This window comes from Pseudomonas sp. 4CAES_32.4 (genome assembly GCF_058136335.1).
This window is the reverse complement of record NZ_CM176882.1, coordinates 1,643,652-1,665,909: the sequence shown is the minus strand read 5'-3', so window position 1 is coordinate 1,665,909 and position 22,258 is coordinate 1,643,652. Positions and strand designations below refer to the sequence as shown.

23 protein-coding genes are annotated in these 22,258 nt (G+C 60.6%); 13 read left to right on the top strand and 10 right to left on the bottom strand.

Annotation, left to right across the window (positions count from 1 at the left end):
- Positions 1–6: 6 nt before the first annotated feature.
- The 3 genes from AC3Y64_RS07510 to AC3Y64_RS07500 are packed head-to-tail and all read right to left on the bottom strand — an operon-like array spanning position 7 to position 2,335.
- On the bottom strand, positions 7–828 hold the full coding sequence (locus AC3Y64_RS07510; protein ID WP_024012074.1) for a segregation and condensation protein A: 822 nt from the start codon (positions 826–828) through the stop codon (positions 7–9).
- Positions 829–1,458, bottom strand: coding sequence for an L-threonylcarbamoyladenylate synthase (locus tag AC3Y64_RS07505; RefSeq protein WP_034153313.1), 630 nt, complete (start codon positions 1,456–1,458; stop codon positions 829–831).
- A gap of 13 nt (positions 1,459–1,471) precedes the next feature.
- On the bottom strand, positions 1,472–2,335 hold the full coding sequence (locus AC3Y64_RS07500; RefSeq protein WP_034153247.1) for a PHP domain-containing protein: 864 nt from the start codon (positions 2,333–2,335) through the stop codon (positions 1,472–1,474).
- A gap of 87 nt (positions 2,336–2,422) precedes the next feature.
- Here AC3Y64_RS07500 and AC3Y64_RS07495 point away from each other — a divergent pair, with 87 nt between their 5' ends.
- The 6 genes from AC3Y64_RS07495 to AC3Y64_RS07470 all read left to right on the top strand — a co-directional run bounded on the left by AC3Y64_RS07495 (position 2,423) and on the right by AC3Y64_RS07470 (position 6,727).
- The gene (locus AC3Y64_RS07495; RefSeq protein ID WP_422609204.1) at positions 2,423–3,022 is read left to right on the top strand and encodes a septation protein A; all 600 of its coding nucleotides are present in this window, start codon (positions 2,423–2,425) and stop codon (positions 3,020–3,022) included.
- A 1-nt stretch (position 3,023) separates the two neighbouring features.
- On the top strand, positions 3,024–3,323 hold the full coding sequence (locus AC3Y64_RS07490) for a YciI family protein (RefSeq protein ID WP_096512859.1): 300 nt from the start codon (positions 3,024–3,026) through the stop codon (positions 3,321–3,323).
- A gap of 112 nt (positions 3,324–3,435) precedes the next feature.
- Positions 3,436–3,846, top strand: coding sequence for an SH3 domain-containing protein (locus tag AC3Y64_RS07485; protein ID WP_489986990.1), 411 nt, complete (start codon positions 3,436–3,438; stop codon positions 3,844–3,846).
- Between the two features lie 7 nt (positions 3,847–3,853).
- Positions 3,854–4,531, top strand: a complete 678-nt coding sequence (locus AC3Y64_RS07480; protein ID WP_016771129.1) for a response regulator transcription factor — start codon at positions 3,854–3,856, stop codon at positions 4,529–4,531.
- Between the two features lie 231 nt (positions 4,532–4,762).
- The gene (locus tag AC3Y64_RS07475; RefSeq protein WP_158955658.1) at positions 4,763–5,212 is read left to right on the top strand and encodes an LTXXQ domain protein; all 450 of its coding nucleotides are present in this window, start codon (positions 4,763–4,765) and stop codon (positions 5,210–5,212) included.
- 174 nt (positions 5,213–5,386) lie between these two features.
- Entirely contained in the window at positions 5,387–6,727 is a 1,341-nt protein-coding gene (locus tag AC3Y64_RS07470; RefSeq protein WP_489986989.1) for a sensor histidine kinase, read from the top strand.
- Positions 6,728–6,822: 95 nt separating this feature from the next.
- Here the strand turns inward: AC3Y64_RS07470 and AC3Y64_RS07465 are convergent, their stop codons facing one another.
- Positions 6,823–7,389: an NAD(P)H nitroreductase gene (locus AC3Y64_RS07465; protein ID WP_489986988.1), complete on the bottom strand. Its 567-nt coding sequence runs from the start codon at positions 7,387–7,389 to the stop codon at positions 6,823–6,825.
- Positions 7,390–7,510: 121 nt separating this feature from the next.
- On the opposite strand from AC3Y64_RS07465, the gene AC3Y64_RS07460 reads away from it, so the two are divergent.
- Positions 7,511–8,965, top strand: coding sequence for a TrkH family potassium uptake protein (locus AC3Y64_RS07460; RefSeq protein WP_489986987.1), 1,455 nt, complete (start codon positions 7,511–7,513; stop codon positions 8,963–8,965).
- Here the strand turns inward: AC3Y64_RS07460 and AC3Y64_RS07455 are convergent.
- A complete protein-coding gene (locus AC3Y64_RS07455) occupies positions 8,922–9,983 on the bottom strand; it encodes an AraC family transcriptional regulator (protein ID WP_489986986.1) in 1,062 nt (353 codons plus the stop codon). The genes AC3Y64_RS07460 and AC3Y64_RS07455 overlap by 44 nt on opposite strands.
- Before the next feature lie 164 nt (positions 9,984–10,147).
- Between AC3Y64_RS07455 and AC3Y64_RS07450 the strand changes: the two genes are divergently transcribed.
- Together AC3Y64_RS07450 and AC3Y64_RS07445 are read left to right on the top strand one after the other, a co-directional pair.
- Complete coding sequence (locus tag AC3Y64_RS07450; RefSeq protein WP_489986985.1) at positions 10,148–10,459, top strand: Mpo1-like protein; 312 nt, start codon at positions 10,148–10,150, stop codon at positions 10,457–10,459.
- A gap of 25 nt (positions 10,460–10,484) precedes the next feature.
- Positions 10,485–11,075: an HD domain-containing protein gene (locus tag AC3Y64_RS07445; protein WP_489986984.1), complete on the top strand. Its 591-nt coding sequence runs from the start codon at positions 10,485–10,487 to the stop codon at positions 11,073–11,075.
- Between the two features lie 117 nt (positions 11,076–11,192).
- Here the strand turns inward: AC3Y64_RS07445 and AC3Y64_RS07440 are convergent, their stop codons facing one another.
- Positions 11,193–12,008: a UDP-2,3-diacylglucosamine diphosphatase gene (locus AC3Y64_RS07440; protein WP_489986983.1), complete on the bottom strand. Its 816-nt coding sequence runs from the start codon at positions 12,006–12,008 to the stop codon at positions 11,193–11,195.
- Positions 12,009–12,143: 135 nt separating this feature from the next.
- Here AC3Y64_RS07440 and AC3Y64_RS07435 point away from each other — a divergent pair, with 135 nt between their 5' ends.
- Positions 12,144–12,908: an AraC family transcriptional regulator gene (locus tag AC3Y64_RS07435; RefSeq protein WP_489986982.1), complete on the top strand. Its 765-nt coding sequence runs from the start codon at positions 12,144–12,146 to the stop codon at positions 12,906–12,908.
- A gap of 176 nt (positions 12,909–13,084) precedes the next feature.
- Positions 13,085–13,978 carry a DMT family transporter gene (locus tag AC3Y64_RS07430; RefSeq protein WP_489986981.1) on the top strand — a complete coding sequence of 298 codons (894 nt, stop codon included), beginning with the start codon at positions 13,085–13,087 and terminating at the stop codon, positions 13,976–13,978.
- On the opposite strand, the gene AC3Y64_RS07425 is transcribed toward AC3Y64_RS07430, so the two are convergent.
- A complete protein-coding gene (locus AC3Y64_RS07425; protein ID WP_489986980.1) occupies positions 13,972–14,259 on the bottom strand; it encodes an Rdx family protein in 288 nt (95 codons plus the stop codon). The genes AC3Y64_RS07430 and AC3Y64_RS07425 overlap by 7 nt on opposite strands.
- Before the next feature lie 71 nt (positions 14,260–14,330).
- Here AC3Y64_RS07425 and AC3Y64_RS07420 point away from each other — a divergent pair, with 71 nt between their 5' ends.
- Positions 14,331–16,532, top strand: a complete 2,202-nt coding sequence (locus AC3Y64_RS07420; RefSeq protein ID WP_489986979.1) for a patatin-like phospholipase family protein — start codon at positions 14,331–14,333, stop codon at positions 16,530–16,532.
- A 129-nt stretch (positions 16,533–16,661) separates the two neighbouring features.
- Here AC3Y64_RS07420 and AC3Y64_RS07415 read toward each other — a convergent pair whose 3' ends face one another.
- The 3 genes from AC3Y64_RS07415 to recQ form a co-directional block, all read right to left on the bottom strand.
- A complete protein-coding gene (locus AC3Y64_RS07415; RefSeq protein WP_489986978.1) occupies positions 16,662–18,428 on the bottom strand; it encodes a motility hub landmark protein FimV in 1,767 nt (588 codons plus the stop codon).
- Between the two features lie 127 nt (positions 18,429–18,555).
- Positions 18,556–18,990, bottom strand: coding sequence for a MarR family transcriptional regulator (locus AC3Y64_RS07410; protein WP_489986977.1), 435 nt, complete (start codon positions 18,988–18,990; stop codon positions 18,556–18,558).
- A 132-nt stretch (positions 18,991–19,122) separates the two neighbouring features.
- The gene (gene recQ / locus AC3Y64_RS07405; RefSeq protein WP_489986976.1) at positions 19,123–21,252 is read right to left on the bottom strand and encodes a DNA helicase RecQ; all 2,130 of its coding nucleotides are present in this window, start codon (positions 21,250–21,252) and stop codon (positions 19,123–19,125) included.
- 413 nt (positions 21,253–21,665) lie between these two features.
- On the opposite strand from recQ, the gene AC3Y64_RS07400 reads away from it, so the two are divergent.
- A complete protein-coding gene (locus AC3Y64_RS07400; RefSeq protein ID WP_158961044.1) occupies positions 21,666–22,253 on the top strand; it encodes a UPF0149 family protein in 588 nt (195 codons plus the stop codon).
- Positions 22,254–22,258 lie beyond the last annotated feature (5 nt).

The following is a 22,258-nucleotide window of genomic DNA, read 5'->3' as shown; positions in this document are numbered from 1 at the left end:
GACTCGTTATTCGGCTCGGGCTCGCACGTGGATCGCGGCGAACGGCTCATTCTGCACCAGCTCGACCAAGGATTCCTTGACCAGTTCAAGGATCGCCATAAAGGTCACCACCACACCCAGCCTGCCCTCTTCGGCAGTAAACAGCTCGACGAACGGTACAAAACCGCCGCCTTTGAGCCGTTCCAGCACATCGCTCATGCGTTCGCGGGTGGACAATGCCTCGCGGCTGACCTGGTGGCTTTCAAACATATCGCCACGGCGCAGCACTTCGGCCATGCACATCAAAATCTCTTCCAGCGCGACATCCGGCAACAGCTTGCGCGCGCGGGCTTCAGGGGCATCGAGCTTGGGCACGATCACGTCGCGGCCAACCCGGCTCAAGCCGTCGATGCCTTCAGCGGCGGCCTTGAAGCGCTCGTATTCCTGCAAGCGGCGGATCAGTTCGGCGCGCGGGTCGTCCTCTTCGTCTTCGACGGTTTCGGCCCGTGGCAGAAGCATCCGCGACTTGATCTCGGCGAGCATCGCGGCCATCACCAGATACTCGGCGGCGAGTTCCAGGCGCACCGACTGCATCAACTCGACATAACCCATGTACTGGCGGGTGATTTCCGCCACCGGGATGTCGAGGATGTTGATGTTCTGTTTACGGATCAGGTACAGCAAAAGGTCGAGCGGGCCTTCGAAGGCTTCAAGGAAGACTTCCAGGGCATCCGGCGGGATGTATAGGTCCAGCGGCATTTCCATGACCGCTTGGCCATAGACCATGGCGAACGGCAGTTCCTGCTGAGCGCCGGCCTGGGGATCGACAACGGTTTCCACTGCGGACATTCAGGCCTCGACCATGAACGGCGTCGGATCGCCGCAACCAACGCGCACCACTTCCGGGTCGTCGCCGGTCAGGTCGATCACGGTGGAGGCTTTGATGCCGCCAAAACCGCCGTCAACGATCAAGTCCACCTGGTGTTCGAGCAACTGGCGCATTTCGTACGGATCGCTGAGCGGGTCTTCATCGCCGGGCATGATCAGGGTCACGCTCATCAGCGGCTCGCCGAGTTCGGCCAGCAGCGCCAGCGCGATCGGATGGCTTGGCACGCGCAGGCCGATGGTGCGCTTCTTCGGATGCAGCAGCAGCCGAGGCACTTCGCGGGTGGCGTTGAGAATGAACGTGTACGGCCCCGGCAGGTGCGCCTTGAGAATGCGGAAGGTGCCGGTGTCGATCTTGGCGTAGTTGCCCAGTTGCGACAGGTCGCTGCAGATCAGCGCGAAGTTGTGCTTTTCATCGAGCTGACGCAGGCGTCGCACGCGCTCGATCGCAGTCTTGTCGCCGATCTGGCAACCGATGGCGTAGGAAGAGTCCGTGGGATAAATCACCACCCCGCCCTTGCGGATGATCTCGACCGCCTGTTTTATCAGGCGCGCTTGCGGGTTTTCCGGATGTATCTGGAAAAATTGACTCACATTTTCTACCTGTTCAGACGGCGGCAATATCTGTGTCATGTTTGAACCGACACCACAGGGGTGGAAGGTCCTCGGGAACCGGCCGGTACTGGCCGATCTCGGACCAGCCGCCAGGGCCATGGAAGTCACTGCCGGCGCTGACCAGCAGACCGAACTCACGGGCAAGGATCGCCAGGCTGCCCACCTGTTCCGCGGGTTGATGGCCATTGACCACCTCGATTGCATGCCCGCCTGCTTGAATATAGTCGGCAATCAGCTTTCGGCGCTTGCTGCGGGTGAAATCGTAGTGCCACGGATGCGCCAGGCTGACCCAGGCGTTGGCGGCGCGCAGTGTGCCGACGGTGTCTTCCAGCGTCGGCCAGTGCAACTTGACGTCACCGAGCTTGCCGGCGCCGAGCCATTTGCGGAATGCCTCGGCGCGATCCTTGACGAAACCTTCGCGGACCATCCAGTCAGCGAAATGCGGACGGGCCGGCGCATTGCCGCTGTCGCCCAGTTCCTGCTGGATTTTCCGCGCGCCGTCGAGGGCGCCGGGCATGCCTTTGAGGGCGAGCTTGCGGCTTATTTCTTCCGACCGCAGCCAGCGGCCATCGTGCAATTTGGCGATAGCCTCGACCAACGGTGCGGCGTTGACGTCGAAACCGTAGCCCAACACATGAATGGTCGCGCCGCCCCAAGTGCAGGACAATTCAACGCCGTTGACCAGTTGCATGCCCAATTCATTGGCCGCCGTGCGCGCTTCGGCGAGGCCTTCGAGGGTGTCGTGGTCGGTCAACGCGAGGACTCGCACGCCGTTCTCGAACGCACGCGCAACCAGAACCGCAGGCGCCAGGGCGCCGTCGGAGGCCGTGCTATGGCAGTGCAAATCTACATTCACGAAGAGTTGTAACCTCAAATCAGCTGGCGCTATCGCGCGCCCATATGTTTGTTATTATGCCGCCACATCCAGCTTCTGGCTCTCACTGTGAAACAATTCATCGATTTCATTCCGCTTCTGCTGTTCTTCATCGTTTACAAACTTGATCCACGGGTCGTCGACATCGCAGGCCATGAAGTGACTGTAGGCGGTATTTACAGCGCCACCGCGATGCTGATCATCAGTTCCCTGGTGGTATACGGCGCGTTGTTCATCAAGCAGCGCAAGCTGGAAAAGAGCCAATGGCTGACCCTGATCGCCTGTCTGGTGTTCGGTAGCCTGACGCTGGCATTCCACAGCGAAACCTTCCTCAAGTGGAAAGCCCCGGTGGTCAACTGGCTGTTCGCCGTCGCTTTCATCGGCAGCCACTTCATCGGTGACCGCCTGCTGATCAAACGCATCATGGGCCACGCGCTGACCCTGCCGGATCCGGTCTGGACCCGTCTGAACATCGCCTGGATCGCCTTTTTCCTGTTCTGCGGGGCCGCCAACCTGTTCGTCGCCTTCACCTTCCAGAGCTACTGGGTCGACTTCAAGGTGTTCGGCAGCCTCGGCATGACCGTGCTGTTCCTGGTCGCACAGGGTATTTACCTGTCGCGCCACCTGCACGACGCCGATACCACAACAACACCAAAAACCGAGGACTGACATGCTCTACGCAATCATTGCCACCGACGTCGCCAACTCGCTGGAAGCACGCCTGGCCGCACGCCCTGCGCATCTGGAACGCCTGCAAGTGCTCAAGGGCGAAGGCCGCATCGTATTGGCCGGCCCGCACCCGGCCGTCGACAGCAATGATCCGGGCGCAGCGGGTTTTACCGGCAGCCTGATCGTCGCCGAGTTCGACTCGCTGAGCGCCGCACAAGCCTGGGCTGACGCCGATCCGTACATTGCCGCTGGCGTGTATGCCAATGTTGTCGTGAAGCCGTTCAAGCAAGTCCTGCCGTAACTCTGTCCCCCCACGCGATGAACCTTGTCGGTTCATCGCGTTCTCAATCGCTCATTATTCTCGTTTGCCTGCCGACAACCTGCCCAATATCCATTTGGAAGCAGGTGTAGCGATGCGCAAGGGTCCGTTGTGTCTGATGTTGGTCTCGTTGTCGATGATGACGCCCGCCCATGGTGAGGAATCCACTGAAGGCGGCAGTTCCACGCCATTGTCGTTGAGTGCCGGCAGCCAGATCACCGATCTGCAGCAGCGCCTGAAGGCCAGCGAGCAGCAACGGGAAGAATTGAACAAACAACTGCAAAATGCCGACAACACCCGCGAAAGCGCCCAGCTCGCCCGGCTGCGCCAAGAGAACCAGCGCCTCAAGCTGCAACTCAAGGAAGCCCAGGCCAGCCCGGTGCCGCGTCTGTTGACCGACCAGCAGCAGTGGTTCGTCACGGGAGCCGGGGTAGCGCTATTGGCGCTGCTCTGCGGTATCTTTGCCAGTGGAGCAAGCCGAAAACGTCGGCAATGGCTAAATTGAGTGAGTCATGAGCGAGCTGTTACTGATTGATGATGACCAGGAGTTGTGTGAACTCCTGAGTAGCTGGTTGAGCCAGGAAGGCTTCCAGGTGCGTGCCTGCCACGATGGTCAGAGTGCCCGCAAGGCCTTGGCTGAAACCGCCCCGGCGGCGGTGGTGCTGGACGTGATGCTGCCCGACGGCAGCGGTCTGGAGTTGCTCAAGCAACTGCGCAACGATCACGCTGATCTGCCGGTGCTGATGCTCTCGGCCCGTGGCGAGCCGCTGGACCGTATCCTCGGCCTGGAACTGGGCGCCGACGATTATTTGGCCAAACCGTGCGACCCGCGTGAACTCACCGCCCGCCTGCGCGCCGTATTGCGCCGCAGTCATCCGGCTGCGGTGTCGACACAGCTTGAGCTGGGCGACCTGAGTTTCAGCCCGGTGCGCGGCGTGGTGAGCATCGACGAGAAAGAACTCACCCTCACCGTTTCCGAAAGCCGCCTGCTCGAAGCGTTGCTCAAGCAACCCGGCGAGCCGCTGGACAAACAGGAACTGGCGCAGCTCGCCCTCGGTCGCAAACTGACCCTGTACGACCGCAGCCTCGACATGCACGTCAGCAACCTGCGCAAGAAGATCGGCCCCCACCCCGACGGCCGCCCGCGCATCGTCGCCCTGCGCAGCCGCGGTTACTACTACAGCCTCTGAACCGCGCCCACTCCCACTGTAGGAGCTGCCGAAGGCTGCGATCTTTTGATCCTGTTTTTAAAAGACAGATCAAAAGATCGCAGCCTTTGGCAGCTCCTGCACAGGATATGTGTAAGGTTCGGCACAAAGCGTCTTTACCCAAGCTTTACGTAGCGCTGACCGCCGCTGACCTTGATCTCCGTAATCTGAACTCATCCGGAACGTACCGGGAACGAGACAAGGAGATACACCATGCGCAAGACTCTTATCGCTCTGATGTTCGCTGCCGCTCTGCCAACCGTTGCCATGGCGATGCCGCAAGACGGCGGCCCGATGGGTGGCCCGCTCGACGGCCCACGCCACGGCGGTCAGATGCACGGCATGCACGGCAAAGGCCCGTACAGCCAACTCGACCTGTCCCGCGAACAGCGCGAGCAGATCCGCAAGATCATGGGCGAGCAGATGCACGAGCGTAAGCAAGTGGTCGACAAGTACCTGGAAAAACTCTCGCCGGCTGACCAGAAAGCCATGAAAGACGAGATGGCGGCCAACCACAAGAAAGGCGAAACCGATGTTCGTGCGGTGCTGAAGCCGGATCAACAGAAGAAATTCGACGAGATCCAGAAGAAACAGGCCGAACGCCGCGCCGAATGGGCCGAGTTCAAAGCGTGGAAAGCGCAGCAGGCGCAAAAGGCGCAATAATGCAATAACCCCAGGCCCGACGGCCAAATACCGTTGGGTCTTTTTCCACCGATCCAATGTAGGAGTGAGCCTGCTCGCGATAGCGGTGTGTCAGTCAACGGATACTTGTCTGACGCACCGCTATCGCGAGCAGGCTCACTCCTACAGGGATTTGTGTTTGATTGAGGATTTTCTGTGCGTTCACTGTTCTGGCGTATTCTCGCGAGCTTCTGGCTGGCCATCGCTCTGGTGGCAGGGCTGTCGATTCTGCTCGGGCACATGCTCAATCAGGACGCGTGGATCCTCAGCCGCCATCCGGGCCTCAACACCCTCGCCGGCGAGTGGACCCAATCCTACGAAGCCCAAGGCGAAGAAGCCGCTCAGGACATCCTCGAACAGCGCAAACGCCAATATCACATCGACGTACAAGTGCTCAACGAAAGCGGCGATCCAGTCGTACGCGGCACTTTCCCGCGCCGCGCGGCGGCCTTTGAAGCAAGGCAGAACAACGACGACCGACGCCTGCCATGGCGGCGCCTGACCGACGAATTCACCAGTGAAAAAACCGGTGACACCTACCTGTTCATCTACCGCATCCCCCACCCGGAGCTCGATTCCTGGCACCGCGAGAGCTTGCTCTGGCCGTTGAGTGCGCTGGGTATCGCGCTGGTGGTGCTGACCCTGTTCAGCCTGCTCGTGACCTTTTCCATCACCCGTCCGCTCAGCCGTTTGCGCGGTGCTGTGCATGATCTGGGGCAGACGACTTATCAGCAGAACAGCCTGGCGAAACTGGCCAATCGTCGCGATGAGTTCGGCGTGCTCGCCACTGACTTCAACCGCATGGGCGCACGTTTGCAAAGTTTGATTGGCAGTCAGCGTCAGTTACTGCGCGATGTGTCCCACGAACTGCGCTCACCGTTGGCGCGGCTGCGCATTGCTCTGGCGCTGGCCGAACGGGCCAATCCTGAGGAACGGGAAAAACTCTGGCCACGCCTCACTCGCGAGTGCGATCGGCTGGAAGCGTTGATCAGTGAGATTCTGGTATTGGCGCGGGTCGACGCCGACAACGCCAGCGCTGAGGACGTGGATCTGAATGCGCTGCTCGCTACTTTGCAGAAGGACGCGAAACTGGGCTCACCCGAGCAGATTGTGCGTCTGGACGCCGAACCGCAGCTGAGCCTCAAGGGTTGGCCGACCATGATCGAGCGTGCCGTGGATAACCTGCTGCGCAATGCCCAGCGCTTCAATCCGCAAGGTCGGGCGATTGAGATGCACGCCTCACGTCAGGGTGAAAAAATCATCGTCAGCGTGCGTGACTATGGGCCGGGCGTGCTGGCCGAACATCTGAGTCAGTTGGGCGAGCCGTTTTACCGTGCGCCGGGGCAGACGGCGGCGGGACATGGTTTGGGTTTGGCGATTGCCCGGCGAGCGGCGGAGCGGCATGGCGGAAGTTTGACGTTGGCCAACCATCCGCAGGGCGGGTTTGTCGCGAGTCTGGAATTGCCGCTGGTGCCGGGCGCGGTGGTTCAGCCATAGATTTTCGATGATGCAAAAAGATCGCAGCCTGCGGCAGCTCCTACAGGAAAACGCATTCCAATGTAGGAGCTGCCGCAGGCTGCGATCTTTTGATTTTAAGCTTCACCGGGCCAGGCGCTGACGAACTCGGTCAGATCAACCTTCTCAGCGACACGCGGCTCTTTCTGCGGCGTCCCCAGGTAGAGAAACGCAATCACCTCTTCACCTTCAGCCAGCCCCAAGCCTTGCGCCACATGCTTGGAATACGCCAGATCACCCGTGCGCCACACCGCGCCAATCCCCTGCGCATACGCTGCCAGCAAAATCCCGTGTGCCGCACACCCAGCCGCCAGCAACTGCTCGGCCTTCGGATATTTGACGTGTTCCTGCAATTTAGCGATCACCACAACCACCAGCGGCGCGCGCAGCGGACCGTTGCGCGCCTTGTCGATCATCGCTTCGGTGACTTCGCCTTCCTGCTGTTGCGCCGCTTCGGCCAGCAACTCGCCCATTTGCTCGCGCGCCGCGCCTTCGACGGTCAGGAAGCGATACGGCTGCAAGTGCCCGTGATCCGGTGCGCGCAAGGCTGCGCCAAACAGGGCTTCGCGCTGCTCGGCAGTGGGGGCCGGTTCGACCAGACGTGGAACGGAAACACGGTTGAGCAAAGCGTCGAGAGCCTGCATCGGCCACCTCCTGAAAAATATGTGCGGCTATTCTAGCTTTATCTGCCAACAGCATGCCGGTTTACATGCCCTGCCCCACGGGTAGAATGGCGCCCTTCCCACATCAGCCCGAGCGGACTTCATGGCGTTGCCGACCTTACGGATCATTGGTTTTATCATCGGCATCTTCCTGATCACCCTGGCTGTGGCCATGGTCGTCCCGATGGCGACCCTGGTGATATTCGACCGCACCAGCGACCTGCCGTCGTTCCTCTGGGCGAGCATGATCACCTTCGTCGCCGGCCTTGCGCTGGTGATTCCCGGCCGCCCTGAACACATTCATCTGCGCCCGCGCGACATGTATCTGCTGACCGTCAGCAGTTGGCTGGTGGTGTGCATTTTCGCCGCGCTGCCGTTTCTGCTGACCCAGCACATCAGCTACACCGACTCGTTTTTCGAAAGCATGTCCGGCATCACCGCCACCGGCTCGACCGTGCTCAATCACCTGGACAGCATGTCGCCCGGTATCCTGATGTGGCGCTCTTTGCTGCACTGGATCGGCGGCATCGGCTTTATCGGTATGGCGGTGGCGATTCTGCCGCTGCTGCGCATCGGTGGCATGCGCCTGTTCCAGACTGAATCTTCGGACCGCTCGGAAAAGGTCATGCCGCGCTCGCACATGGTGGCGCGGCTGATTGTGGCGGCGTACGTCGGCATCACCATCCTTGGCAGCCTGGCGTTCTGGTGGGCGGGAATGAGCCCGTTCGATGCGATCAACCACGCGATGTCTGCGATTTCCACTGGCGGGTTCTCGACGTCCGACCAATCCCTGGCCAAGTGGACGCAACCGGCGGTGCACTGGGTCGCGGTGGTCATCATGATTCTCGGCAGCCTGCCGTTCACCCTGTACGTGGCGACATTGCGCGGCAACCGCAAGGCGCTGATCAAGGATCAGCAAGTGCAGGGTTTGCTTGGGATGTTGCTGGTCACCTGGCTGGTGCTCGGCACCTGGTACTGGTGGACGACCAACCTGCATTGGCTGGACGCCTTGCGCCATGTGGCGCTGAACGTGACCTCGGTGGTCACCACCACCGGTTTTGCCCTCGGCGACTACAGTCTGTGGGGCAACTTTTCGTTGATGCTGTTCTTCTATCTGGGCTTTGTCGGTGGCTGTTCCGGGTCGACGGCGGGCGGGATCAAGATCTTCCGTTTTCAGGTCGCCTACATCCTGCTCAAGGCCAACCTTAATCAGCTGATTCACCCGCGTGCGGTGATCAAGCAGAAGTACAACGGTCATCGTCTCGACGAGGAGATCGTGCGTTCGATTCTGACCTTTTCGTTCTTCTTCGCCATCACCATCTGCGTGATCGCCCTGCTGCTGTCGCTGCTGGGCGTCGACTGGATGACCGCCCTGACCGGCGCCGCCAGCACCGTGTCTGGCGTCGGCCCGGGCCTGGGTGAAACCATTGGCCCGGCGGGCAACTTTGCCACCCTGCCGGATGCCGCCAAGTGGATCCTGTCGTTCGGCATGCTGCTCGGCCGACTGGAGATCATTACGGTGTTTGTGCTGTGTATTCCGGCCTTTTGGCGTCACTGACCGCGTTCGGCGCCTGCAACAACCGCGTCCGGTAATCGCCGGGCGTGGTGTCGAACCAGCGGCGGAACGCACGGAAGAAATTGCTCGGGTCGGCAAAGCCCAACAGATAGGCAATCTCCAGCAAGGTCATGCTCGGTTGCGCCAGATACTGCTCGGCCAGCTCACGGCGGGTGTCGTCGAGCAACTGCTGAAAACTGGTGCCCTCCTCCTGCAAGCGTCGCTGCAAGGTTCGCTGCGATAAATGCAGGGTCTGCGCCACGGTATCGCGCTTGGGTTCGCCTTGTGGCAGCAACCGGCACAGCACCTGCCGCGCCTTGTGGGTCACGCGGCTTTCGGAAAACCGCGCCAGATATTCCCCGGCAAACCGGTCGTGCAACAGCGCCATCGCCTCGTTGGCGGTGGGCAGCGGGGCTTCCATGTCGGCCCGTTCGAAGATCAGCGCATCGTACGGCGCGTTGAACACCAATGGCGCGTGGAAGGCTTGTTTGTAGGGTTCCAGATTGACCGGCTGATCACCCTGCACCAGCACTTTGACTGGATGCAGCGTGCGCCCGGTCAACCAACCGCACAGACCCAATGCACAGGCCAGCGAGGCTTCGGCGCTTTGCCGGGTCGGCGGCAGGTGATCGCCGTGCACGGTCAGAATCAGCGCGTAGCCTTCTTCCAGCAGACGAAAGCTCAGGTCGGCACTCTCGGCGATGATCCGCTGATAGCGCACCAACCGTTGAAAGCCTTCGGCCAGGGTATTGCTCGACATCAGCGCGTAGCCGGCCACATGAAACGAGGCCGGACGCACCACTTTGCCCATGTTCAGGCCGATCGCCGGGTTGCCGGACAGTTCGACTGCCCGTTGCCAGAGTCGGGTCATGGAATCTTGCGGGAAGCGTGCATCCGGATCATCCAGAGCCGTGTAATCGAGCCCCAGTTGCTTGAACAGAACCCGGCAATCCAGGCCGTCCATCTCCAATGCTTTGACAATCCCCATCGCCCAGCTTGCAGAAGTCGTTCGTTCGCTCATGGCGTTTTTCTTTTACATGATGGGCCGCATGTTACGGCCTGATTTGCGAAGGATACTAAAGTGGCGCCGATTGTCACTGGCCCACGCCAATGATCACTCTAGACTCAAATAGGCTACCCGCAGAACAACTCGTCGCCAGAACAATAACCACAGAGAACGCGGTCGTGGAAAACATCAAGCATTTCAACAGCTTCGCCGAGTTCTATCCGTATTACCTCAGCGAACACAACAACAGCACGTGCCGTCGCCTGCATTTCATCGGCACCTCACTGGTGATTTTTATTCTGGCGATGACCATCGCCAAAGGCGCCTGGCTGCTGTTATTGGCGCTGCCGCTGGCCGGTTACAGCTTCGCCTGGGTCGGCCACTTCTTCTTTGAAAAGAACCGGCCGGCGACTTTCCAGCATCCGCTGTACAGCCTGCTCGGCGACTTCGTCATGTACCGCGACATGATCCTTGGTCGCGTTGCGTTTTAGACAACAAGAACAAAGAGGATGGCCGATGAACGCCAGTGCTCGCTTCACCCATATGCAAGATGGCACGCAGGAAGACTGGGCGATCATTGCCGCAGACTTCAGTGCTTATGCCAAACAATTGCCGTCGCGGATCATGACTCACCTGAAACTGCTTGAAGGCGATTTCGGCGGTTTCCCCGTGGATCGCCTGACCCACTCGCTGCAAACCGCGACCCGCGCCTGGCGCGATGGCCGTGACGATGAATACGTGGTCTGCGCGCTGCTGCACGACATCGGCGACACCTTGGGCTCGTATAATCATCCGGACATTGCTGCGGCGATTCTCAAGCCATTCGTCAGTGCTGAGAATCTGTGGATGGTCGAGAAGCATGGCGTGTTTCAGGGCTACTACTTCTTCCACCATTTGGGCATGGATCGGCACCTGCGCGAGCAATTCAAAGAGCATCCGCAGTTTCAAGCGACCGCCGAATTTTGCGCCAAATACGATGCGGCGGCGTTTGATCCAGCCTATGACACGCTGCCTTTGAGTTTCTTCGAGCCGATGATGGAAAGGCTGTTTGCGCAACCGAAGAACTCGATTTACAAGGCGGCGATGGAAAAACACACCTCGGTTTGATGTTGTTTGTTCCGACCCCATCGCTGGCAAGCCAGCTCCCACAATGTTTTGGGAGCGCCACAAAACCCTGTGGGAGCTGGCTTGCCAGCGATGAGGCCCTCACAACCAACCGAGTAATCAGGCAAGTTCGGCGACTTTGGCAGCCTTGAGCTCCGCCTCTCGCGCCTGCGCATCTGCCAGCCGATACAACTCGATCGTGCCATCCCAATGCTCGATCAGCGCCGTGCACGACTCCACCCAATCGCCGCAATTGAGGTAATCCACCTCGCCGACCTTGCGGATTTCGGCATGGTGAATGTGCCCGCAGACCACCCCGTGCAACCCGCGCTTCACGCACTCATGGGCGATGGCTTCTTCGAAGTCGCTGATGAAACTCACCGCTGTCTTCACCTTGTGCTTCAGGTACGCCGACAGCGACCAGTAACCGTAGCCATAGCGGGCGCGCCAATGGTTGAGCCAGCGATTCAGCGTCAGGGTGAACTCGTACGCCGAGTCGCCGAGAAACGCCAGCCAGCGGTGATAACGGGTGATCACATCGAACTGATCGCCGTGAATCACCAGCAGATGACGCCCGTCCGCCGTGACATGCACCGCCTCGTCGACCAACTGGATATTGCCCAGAATCAGTTTCGAATACCGGCGGAGGAATTCGTCATGGTTGCCGGTGACGTAAATCACCTCGGTGCCGCGCTTGCTCATGGTCAGCAAGCGGCGGATCACATTGGTGTGCGCTTGCGGCCAATACATGCCGCCGCGCAGTTTCCAGCCGTCGATGATGTCACCGACCAGATAGACCTTGTCGGCATGGTAGCCCTTGAGAAACTGCGACAAATGTTCCGCCTGGCAGTCCCGCGTCCCCAGGTGCACGTCGGAAATCCACAGGGTTCGCACCCGTTGTTTGCGGCTGGGTCTGGCGAGCTCGGCGCTGGTCATGGGCAACCCTCTGCGATGTTTTCGCCAGAGTGCGCTCGCCCGGTGAATCGACCATGACAAGCGCAAGTCAGTCCTGTGACAACGCATCCGGGGTGCGCCGGTGTAGACTGACGTTCACTTCGGAGACAACCTGCCATGCGACCGATCCTCACCCTGCGTCAGTACACCCACGACTTGATCGTCCACAGCCACGACCACGCGCAGTTGGTGTTCGGCTTGTCCGGTGCGCTGGATTTCGAGGTCGAGGGTTGTGGCAGCCAGGTGCGTCAGCAGAGTTTCGTGGTCATCCCGTCCGGCGCCCACCATGCCTGCGGCAGTCCCCAAGGCAGCCGCTGCCTGGTGCTCGACATCCCTGAAGGGCAATGGGTGCAGGACTCGCTGGGCGCGCATGCCGAGGCCAGTCGCCGCTTGCTCGATCAACCGGGGCGGCTGTCGCTGGATTCGGGGCAAAGTCAGTTGGTCAGTTGGCTGGCGAACAGTCCGGTCAATGATCCGTTGATCGCGCAGCAAGGCGCGGTGTTGCTGCTGGCCAGCCTCAATCACGCGCAACCTGCCGAACTCGCTGCTCGCCGCCTGCCCTATGCCGCGCTGGATGCGCACATCGAGCAACACGCCGCTTATCCGCTGCAAGTCGCCGATCTGGCCCGGGTCGCCGGTTTGTCCAGTGCGCGCCTGCATGCACGCTTCATGGCCGAATGCGGGCAGACGCCGATGGATTACATTCGCAGCCGACGCCTGCATCTGGCCGTGCAAATGTTGCGCGACACCGCTCTGCCGATCGGAGAAATCGCCAGCCGCGTCGGTTACAGCTCGCAGAGTGCCTTTTCCGCCGCCGTCCTACGTGAATTCGGCGCATCACCCGGGCAACTTCGGCGCGATTCCTACAACAAAAGACGATAGCCTGCCGACAGACTTGCAGGTCGATACGCGGTTCAATGGGCCTACGGGTTGATTCCCACGCTCGGCGTGGGACTGCAACCCCGTGACGCTCCGCGTCACTGGACGCAGAGCGTCCCTAGAGGCATTCCCACGCTGAGCGTGGGAACGATCAAATCGTGTCTGGATTAAGGACTGCAATGACTCCGCGTACTGCCCTCGGCGCCCTGCATATCGGTGCTTTGATGTTTGGCCTGACCGGCGTATTCGGCAAACTCGCTGCCGCTTCGCCGGCGGTGATCGTTTTCGGCCGTGCCGCCTTCGCCGTACTCGCTCTGGCGTTCTTTGCCCGATTTGCCAGCCAGCGCGGCTGGCAAAAACTCCAGGCCGTGGATTGGCGACGTCTGGCCCTGAGCGGCGTGTTGCTGGCCGGGCACTGGGTGAGTTTCTTTATTTCGGTGAAAGTCGCCGGCGTAGCGATCGCGACCCTGGGCTTTGCCAGTTTCCCGGCGTTCACGGTAATTCTCGAAGGCCTGATCTTCCGCGAACGTATTCGCGCCAATGAAATCGTGCTCGTGGTGCTGGTCAGTGTCGGCCTGGTGCTGGTGACGCCAGCCTTCGATCTGGGCAGCGGCGCGACCATCGGTCTGCTCTGGTCAGTGCTGTCGGGGTTGCTGTTTTCCCTGCTGTCACTGACCAACCGCGCCAGCTCCGGGCGTATTCCGGCGGTGCAGGCGGCGTTGTGTCAGAACGTGGTGGTGGCGCTGTGTCTGCTACCGGTCGCTGCGCCACAACTGAGCGACGTCCGCGCACTCGACTGGCTGTGGATTGCCCTGCTCGGCGTGTTCTGCACCGGCGTCGCCCATAGCCTGTTCGTTGCCAGTCTGGCGGTGATCAAAGCGCGCACGGCGGCGGTGGTGTTTGCCATGGAGCCGGTTTACGGCATCACCGTGGCCTGGCTGCTGTTCAATGAAAACCCGACCCTGCGCATGCTGATGGGCGGCGCGCTGATCATTGTCGCCATCGTGGTGTCGGCGCGCATGTCGGGCGGCAGCGATAAAAAAACCGTCGCCGCCGAGGCCGCGTCTCACTGACTGCGGTCGTTGTGGCCGAGGTCGCGGTCAGGGTCGATCTGATCGCGTACCCGTTGCTTGAGCACCTTGGCTTCGGGAAAACCGCCATCCGCCTTGCGCTCCCAGATCTGCGTGCCCGCACAAGTGATGTGAAACACCCCGCCGGTGCCCGGCACCAACGACACTTTGCCGAGGTCGTCGCCGAAGGTGCTGAGCAGTTCCTGCGCCAGCCACGCGGCGCGCAGCAGCCACTGGCATTGGGTGCAATAAGTGATGACAACTTCTGCTTTTGCGACAGTCATGTTCGCGGAAACTCCTGAGACAGAGGGCGCCGCTATAATAGCCGGCTTTACCGCTTGCCCCGAGACTCACAATGCGCCGTCTGCTGTTCTGCCTGCTGCTTGGTTCGTTGCCCCTGTTCGTCCACGCCAGCGTCGAAGCCACCGAAGCATCGCGCCCCAAGGTCGGCCTCGTGCTGTCCGGCGGCGCGGCGCGTGGGCTGGCGCACATTGGCGTGCTCAAGGCTCTGGAGGAGCAAGGCATCAAGATCGATGCGATTGCTGGCACCAGCATGGGCGCGGTGGTCGGTGGTCTGTACGCCTCGGGCTACAAGATCGACGAGCTGGAAAAACTGGCGCTGCAGATCGACTGGCAAGCCGCGCTCTCCGACGCGCCACCGCGCGAAGACGTACCGTTTCGCCGCAAGCAGGACGACCGCGATTTTCTGGTGAAACAAAAACTAAGCTTCCGCGACGATGGCAGCCTCGGCCTGCCGCTCGGGGTGATTCAGGGCCAGAACCTGGCACTGCTGCTGGAAAGCCTGCTCGCCCACACCAGTGACACCCGGGATTTCGACAAGCTGCCGATCCCGTTCCGCGCGGTGGCCACCGACATCGCCAACGGCGAAAAAGTGGTGTTTCGCAAAGGCCATCTGCCCCAGGTGATCCGTGCGAGCATGTCGATCCCCGCGGTGTTCGCCCCGGTCGAACTCGATGGCCGATTGCTGGTGGACGGCGGCATGACCGACAACATCCCGCTCGATGTGGCGAGGGAAATGGGCGTCGACGTGGCCATCGTCGTCGACATCGGCACGCCGCTGCGCAACCGCAAGCAACTGACCACGGTAGTCGATGTACTGAACCAGTCGATCACCCTGATGACCCGCAGCAACTCCGAAGAGCAGTTGGCCGCGCTCAAACCGACCGACGTATTAATTCAACCCGCACTGGCGGCGTATGGCGTCACCGATTTCGGCAAGGCTCAGGACATGATCGACGCCGGTTATCGCGCGACCCGAATCCTTGATGCACGCCTGGCCACGCTCAAACCCACAGAATCCCAGGACGCCGAACTCAACGCCGCGCGCTCACCCGGCCAGCGCACACCGATCATTACGGCGATCAGGGTCGAAAACGATTCGAAAGTCGACGACGATGTGATCCGCTACTACATCCGTCAGCCCATCGGTGAGCCGCTGGATTTGGGGCGATTGCACTCGGACATGGGCACGTTGTACGGCCTCGACTACTTCGAACAGGTGCAATACCGCGTGGTGCACAAGGGCCAGGATCACACGCTGGTGATCAGCGCCCGGGGCAAACGCAGCGGCACCGATTATCTGCGGGTCGGTCTCAACCTTTCCGACGATATGCGTGGCGACAGTGCCTTCAACCTCGGTGCCAGTTACCGCATCAACGGGATCAACCGTCTCGGTGCGGAATGGCTGACCCGCGCGCAGATCGGCGACAAGCAAGAGCTGTATTCCGAGTTCTATCAGCCGCTCGATGTCGGTTCGCGTTACTTCGTCGCGCCCTATGCCTCGTTTGAAGCGCAGAACGTCGACTCGGTGCTCGACAACGATCCGATCGCGCAATACCGCGTCGAGCGCTACGGTTTCGGCCTCAACCTGGGGCGGCAGATCGGCAACAACGGCGAGATCCGTTTCGGCGTCGGCGAAGCCTGGGGCAAGGCCGATGTGCGCATTGGTGATCAGGACTTGCCGAGTGAAAGTTTCAACGAAGGGTTTTATGAGTTGAAGTATTCGTACGACTCGCTGGACAACGTCTACTTCCCCCACGAAGGCAAAGACATCAGCCTGACCCTGATGCAGTTCGAGCCAAGCCTGGGTTCGGACACGCGTTACCGACAGTGGGAATTCAAGCTGGACAAAGCCCTCAGCCATGGGCCGGACACACTGATTCTTGGCGGGCGCTATGGGCGCACGCTGGATGATGCCAATGTGGTCACTTCAAGCTTTCTGCTCGGTGGTGCGCGGCAGTTGTCCGGTTTCCGCGAGGATGCGATATCCGGGCAGAACGTCAGTCTGCTGCGGGCGGTTTACTACCGTCGGTTGACGCCAAGATCGTACCTGCCGCTGGATTTCCCGATGTACGCCGGCGCCTCGCTGGAACGTGGACGCGCGTGGAACAACGACAATGAATTCGACAGCGGCTACATCAATGCGGCGAGCGTGTTTATTGGTTTTGATACGCCGCTGGGGCCGTTGAATTTCAGCTATGGGTTGAATGATGCGGATGAGCAGGCGGTGTATCTCAACCTTGGGCAGACTTTCTGATTCATTGTCGTCTGACAATTTGCTATCGCGAGCAGGCTCACTCCTACATTTGGAATGCGTTTCAACTGTAGGAGTGAGCCTGCTTGCGATGGCGTCTGTACATTCACCGCATCGGTGACAGCTAAAAAATCAGCGAATCCCCGCCAACAACGTCCGCGCCGTTTGCTTCAACGGCTCATCAGCCTCTTTGAGCAATTCATTGAGCAATGCAATCGCACTGTCGATATCACCGTCGTCGATGCACGTCTGCGCCTGTTCGAGCTTCACCGAGCCGGTGGACTCCGCCGGTTCGGACAATTGCAACTCCAGAGGTTCCAACACCAACGATGGTTCGGAATCAGCGAACTCATTGAGAAAGTCGTCATCCAGCGGCTGTGCGTCAGGCTCGGGAATCCATTCAAGCTCCGACTCTTCACTGGCCACTGGTTCAGGCAATTCGAACTCCTGCGGCAAGACCTGCAGGCTTGAACCGGGACTCGGCTCGCCCGACGCCGGCTGCGCTGAGGATGGCCGACTGTCCTCCAGATCCCAGCTGGAAGCCATCGACAACTCACCCAGATTCAACTCGAAATTATCTTCCGGAACCGGTTGCGCCGGGGCAATCGGCGCTGCCGCGAAAACGGGCGCCAACGGCACAGCGCTGACCAGTTTCGGATGACGGGCACGGGTGTTCTGCAGTTGCTGTTCATCGACACCTTGTGCGCGCAGATGACTTTCTTGCTCGTCGTAGGCGCTGTTATCACCCTGACGGCCCAACACTTCGAGTAATTGCAGCCCAAGGTCGCGACGCTCGGGCTCCTTGTGCAGGGCGTCACGCAAGAGGCCGACTGCTTCACCAAGTCGCCCATACGCCAGGTAAATGCCGACCGCTTCCAGGACATCCCCGGCGGCCGGTTCTTCGCGGTGGTCGGCTGCGTTGTGAGCTCGGACGTGGGCTGTCGGTTCAGGTTCGTCTACCTCTGCTGCATCGGGTTGCGCTGACAATGGCAGCGGTTCGCCCGTGTGCATCTGTTGTTGCCGACGACGCAGGAACAAGGCCGCCAAGGCTCCCAGCAATACCAGCAAACCGCCGAGCAACGGCCAGTTCAAGCCCTCCTCCGTGGTTTCGACAGGGGCAACAACGGGAGAGGCCGTTGGTGGCGGTGCTACGACAGGCGCTGGCGGAGGTTTCCGCAGCTCGGCGAGGCGGGTTTGCAGCTCGCTGATCTGCTTCTTGCCTTCGGCGATCTGCGTCTCTTGAGTCAACAGTCGGGCTTTCTGCTCGTCGAGTGTCGCTTGCAGTTGCTGATTGAGCAGCACACTGGCAGCCAATTGTTCGGCCAATGCATCGTTGGCCGGCGGCGTGGCAGGTGCGGAGGCGGCTGTGCTTTCGCGCTTGCCCTGGGCTGCCTGCGCTGGCGCAGTCGCCGGCTCAACCGTAGGGAATTCGGAAGACTGCGCACGCGGGTCCGGTTCATCGGTCGCCGGCACAATCCCGGGCGAGCCCGGCGGATCGATCAGTACGGTGTACTCGCGCAGCAAACGGCCATTGGGCTGATTGAGCTCCACGAGAAAATTCAGAAAAGGTTCGTTGACCGGTTTGCTCGACGTCACCCGAATCATCTGGCGTTTGCCATGCAGGATCGGCGTGAACTTCAGGTCATTGAGGAAGAACACCCGTTCGACCCCGGCGCGGCCGAACTCGTCCGCTGTAGCGAGGTTGACCGACAGGTCGTTTTGGCTCAGAGCGCCGACATCCTGTAATGCAATGTCGGCCTTGAGCGGCTGATTGAGGGCTGAGTGGACAGTGATGTCACCCAGCCCCAGCGCCATCGACGCGGTCGAATAGCTGAATACGCCAGCGAGCAGCAGCCATTTGCCGCCCCTGCGCAGTACCACGTGCCGACTTGCGAGCATGAGCATCCCTTAAATAAGCAAAACCGACTTCTATGCGTTCGCACATCCGGTACGAACACGATATTGCCCAGTAGTTCTTATAGTCGGCTCAGCGCGATCTCTCAAAGAAACGGCACGGGGATGTGCCTCAAGATTTTTCCAGGTTACCCAGAATGCGCCCGTGTACACGCATGCACACCTTCAAATCCGCCTCGTCGACGCCTTCGAACAATTCGTGACGCAGTTGCGTGGCAATGGTTTCGATTTGTTCGATCAGCGGCAGGGCAGGCGCGCAGAGGACGATTTTTTTCGCCCGGCGGTCTTCCATCACGGACTGGCGTTGCACCAGGCCTTGGCTTTCCAGACTATCGAGCAAGCGTGCAAGGGTCGGTCCTTCGACGCCGACGCTCTGCGCCAGCTCACGTTGGGTCGGTGCTTCTTCGAAGCGCGCCAGATGGAGCAGCACCAGCCAGCGAGCCTGGGACAAGCCCAGACCGGCGAGGCGGCGATCCAGTTCGGCGCGCCAGCCACGGGACATCTGGGCCAGTTGCATGCCAAAGCGGTGTTGATCGGTTAACGGCATAAAACACTCACGGTTAGACTGAAAATAAAGAAAATCTAATTATTAGCCAGCTAAGCATGGGCTGCAGTTATAGGCAAGTGGCGGTCTGTACTGAATCGTTACAACTGTATGAGGCTTGGCGCAAACGTCGCCTCACATTTCAAATTCCGATTGCAATGCAGCCCGCACGCAGTACAACACGCCCTCGGGCACGCGACCGGCGAACAGCTCGGCCACTTCGGCGACCGACGGCAACTCGCCTTCGCCATCGAGGAACGCATCCTGCACTTCGCCCATCAGTTCTTCAGGCAAGTCCAGCGCTTGCTCCAGCGACAACTGCTGTTTACCGATGGCTTCGGCCAGCATGGTGTAGACGTTCTTTTCCGAGCACTGCAATTGCCCGGCGATCTGCAGCGGCGTCATGCCGGCGCGGGCGAGAGTGATCAGTTCGTGGCGTACATCGGCGACCACTTTCGGTGCCTCGGCCTCGCCACCGAGCACTTCGAGGAAAGCCTCGCCGTAGCGTTCCAGCTTGCGCGCACCGACGCCGCTGACCCGAGCCATTTCCGCCAGCGAGGTCGGTTGACTGCGGAGCATTTCCAGCAATGTCGAATCGGGGAAGATGACGTACGGCGGCACGCCGTGTTCTTCGGCGAGCTTGCGCCGCAGGGCGCGCAAGGCTTCCCACTGTTCGCGTTCTTCGCCGCGCACCAGTTGGCTCGCCTGGCTCTTGCTGCCGCTTTTGGCCGTGACTTGCGGTTTCAGGTCGCGGCGCAGCTCCAGGGTCACTTCGCCCTTGAGCAATGGTCGGCAGCTGTCGCTCAGACGCAGCCCGCCGTAACCCTCGTGATCGACATCCGCCAGCCCGCGCGCCACCAACTGGCGGAACAGCGAGCGCCATTCACTTTCGCTCAGCGCCTTGCCCACGCCCCACACCGATAGGTGCTGATGGCCGAAGCTGCGGATCTTTTCGTTGTCCTTGCCCAGCAGCACGTCGACCAGGTGTCCGACGCCATACCGCTGACCGGTGCGGAAAATCGCCGACAACGCCTGACGCGCAGGCTCGGTGGCGTCCCAGGTTTGCACGCCGTCGACACAGTTGTCGCAATGGCCGCATGGCTCGGCCATCTCTTCATCGAAATACGCCAGCAACGTCTGCCGGCGGCAGCGGGTTTCTTCGCACAGCGAGAGCATGGCGTCGAGCTTGTGCTGCTCCAGACGCTTGTGGCGCTCGTCGCCTTCGGAGTTCTGCAACATCTGCTTGAGCATCACCACGTCTTGCAGACCGTAGGCCATCCACGCATCCGCCGGCAGGCCGTCACGGCCGCCGCGTCCGGTTTCCTGGTAATACGCTTCCAAAGATTTCGGCAGATCGAGGTGGGCGACAAAGCGTACGTTGGGCTTGTCGATGCCCATGCCGAACGCCACGGTGGCGACCATGATCAAGCCCTCCTCGTTGAGGAAGCGCTTCTGGTGATAGGCGCGCAGATCGTTGGGCAGGCCGGCGTGATATGGCAGCGCCGGGAAACCCTGTTCACTGAGGAAGGTCGCGACTTCCTCGACCTTTTTGCGCGACAGGCAATAGACGATGCCTGCGTCGCTGCGGCGCTCGGCGAGGAACGCCAGCAACTGCTTGCGCGGCTGCTCCTTGGGGACGATGCGGTAGAAGATGTTCGGGCGGTCGAAACTCGACAGGAAACGCTCGGCGTTCTGCAGATGCAGCCGCGTTACGATTTCTTCGCGGGTGCGCTTGTCAGCCGTGGCGGTCAGGGCGATGCGCGGAACGTCGGGGAACATCTCGGCCAACTGGCCCAGCTGCAGGTATTCCGGACGGAAATCGTGACCCCATTGCGACACGCAGTGCGCTTCGTCGATGGCGAACAAGGCAATGTTCAGGCCTTGCAGGAACGACAACATGCGCGGCTGCACCAGACGTTCCGGCGCAAGATAGAGCATCTTCACTTCGCCGCGCTTGATCCGCGCGGCCAGGTCACGCTGCTGCTCGGCGCTCAACGTGGAGTTGAGTGCAGCGGCGGCCACGCCCAGTTCTTCGAGGGTGGCGACCTGATCGTCCATCAAGGCGATAAGCGGCGACACCACCACGGCCAGGCCATCGCGCAGCAGCGCCGGCACTTGGAAACACAGGGACTTGCCGCCACCGGTAGGCATCAAAACCAGCGCATCACCGCCGCTGGCCACGCGCTCAATGATTGCACCCTGACGGCCACGAAAACTGTCGTAGCCGAAGATGTCCTTGAGGACGCGTTGAGCCTGTTCGAGCATAAAAACTCCAAAAATCTACCGATACACCCCTGCTCAGGCTGGTTCAGAACAGCCACGGCTGCTTAAACAAAACGTAAGAGCGCATTGCATGAACCGCGCAATGCGGGCAGGGATCGCAAAACGCGGCAGTATACCCGAGGCCTTCCCTGCGCAGGGTGCCGCTGATAAGACTCACTCTGCAATTGACCTCACACCGAACCCTGTGGGAGCGGGCTTGCCCGCGAAGAGGCCGGGACTGACAACTTCTTCATCGACTGATACACCGCCATCGCGGGCAAGCCCGCTCCCACAGGTTTTGCGCCCTACCCGGCATTTGCGTGGGTCCGTGCGGGCAAATCTGCCTTGCGGCTGGCTTGAGCGCGCAAGAAGGCCTAGAATTCCCGCATTGTTTATTCCCCCAAGGTAGCCCCGTAATGTCCTTCGCTGAGCAACTAACCCGCCTGCAAGTCTTTCTCGACGCCGACGAGCTGCACGACGAGGCGTTGGATTACGTGGCCGCCCACGGTTACCTGACCGCCCTGTCGATCTGCGCCGAAGACGTGCCGGATCGCGAGTGGATCGACGCCCTGTTCGCCGAAGAACCGCATTACAGCAGCGACGCCCAGCGCGCCGAAATCGAAGCCACACTGATCGGCCTCAAAGCACACATCGCGCGTCAACTGGCCTCGGACGAAGAGTTCGAACTGCCATGCGATCTGGATCTGGGCGAAGAGCCGGACGACTCCGAACTGCGCGGCTGGTGCATCGGTTTCATGGAAGGCGTGTTCCTGCGTGAAGAAGCCTGGTTCGAAACCGCCGAAGAAGAAGTCAGCGAAATGTTGCTGCCGATCATGGTCGGTTCGGGTCTGTTCGACGAGCAACCAGAGTTCGAAGACATCGCCAAAGACGCGAACCTGATGGACGACATGATCGTGCAGATCCCCGAAGCCCTGACGGCGCTGTACCTGCTGTGCCAGGCGCCCGACGAAAAACCGGCGATCCTCAAGCCACGTCACCACTAAGATCC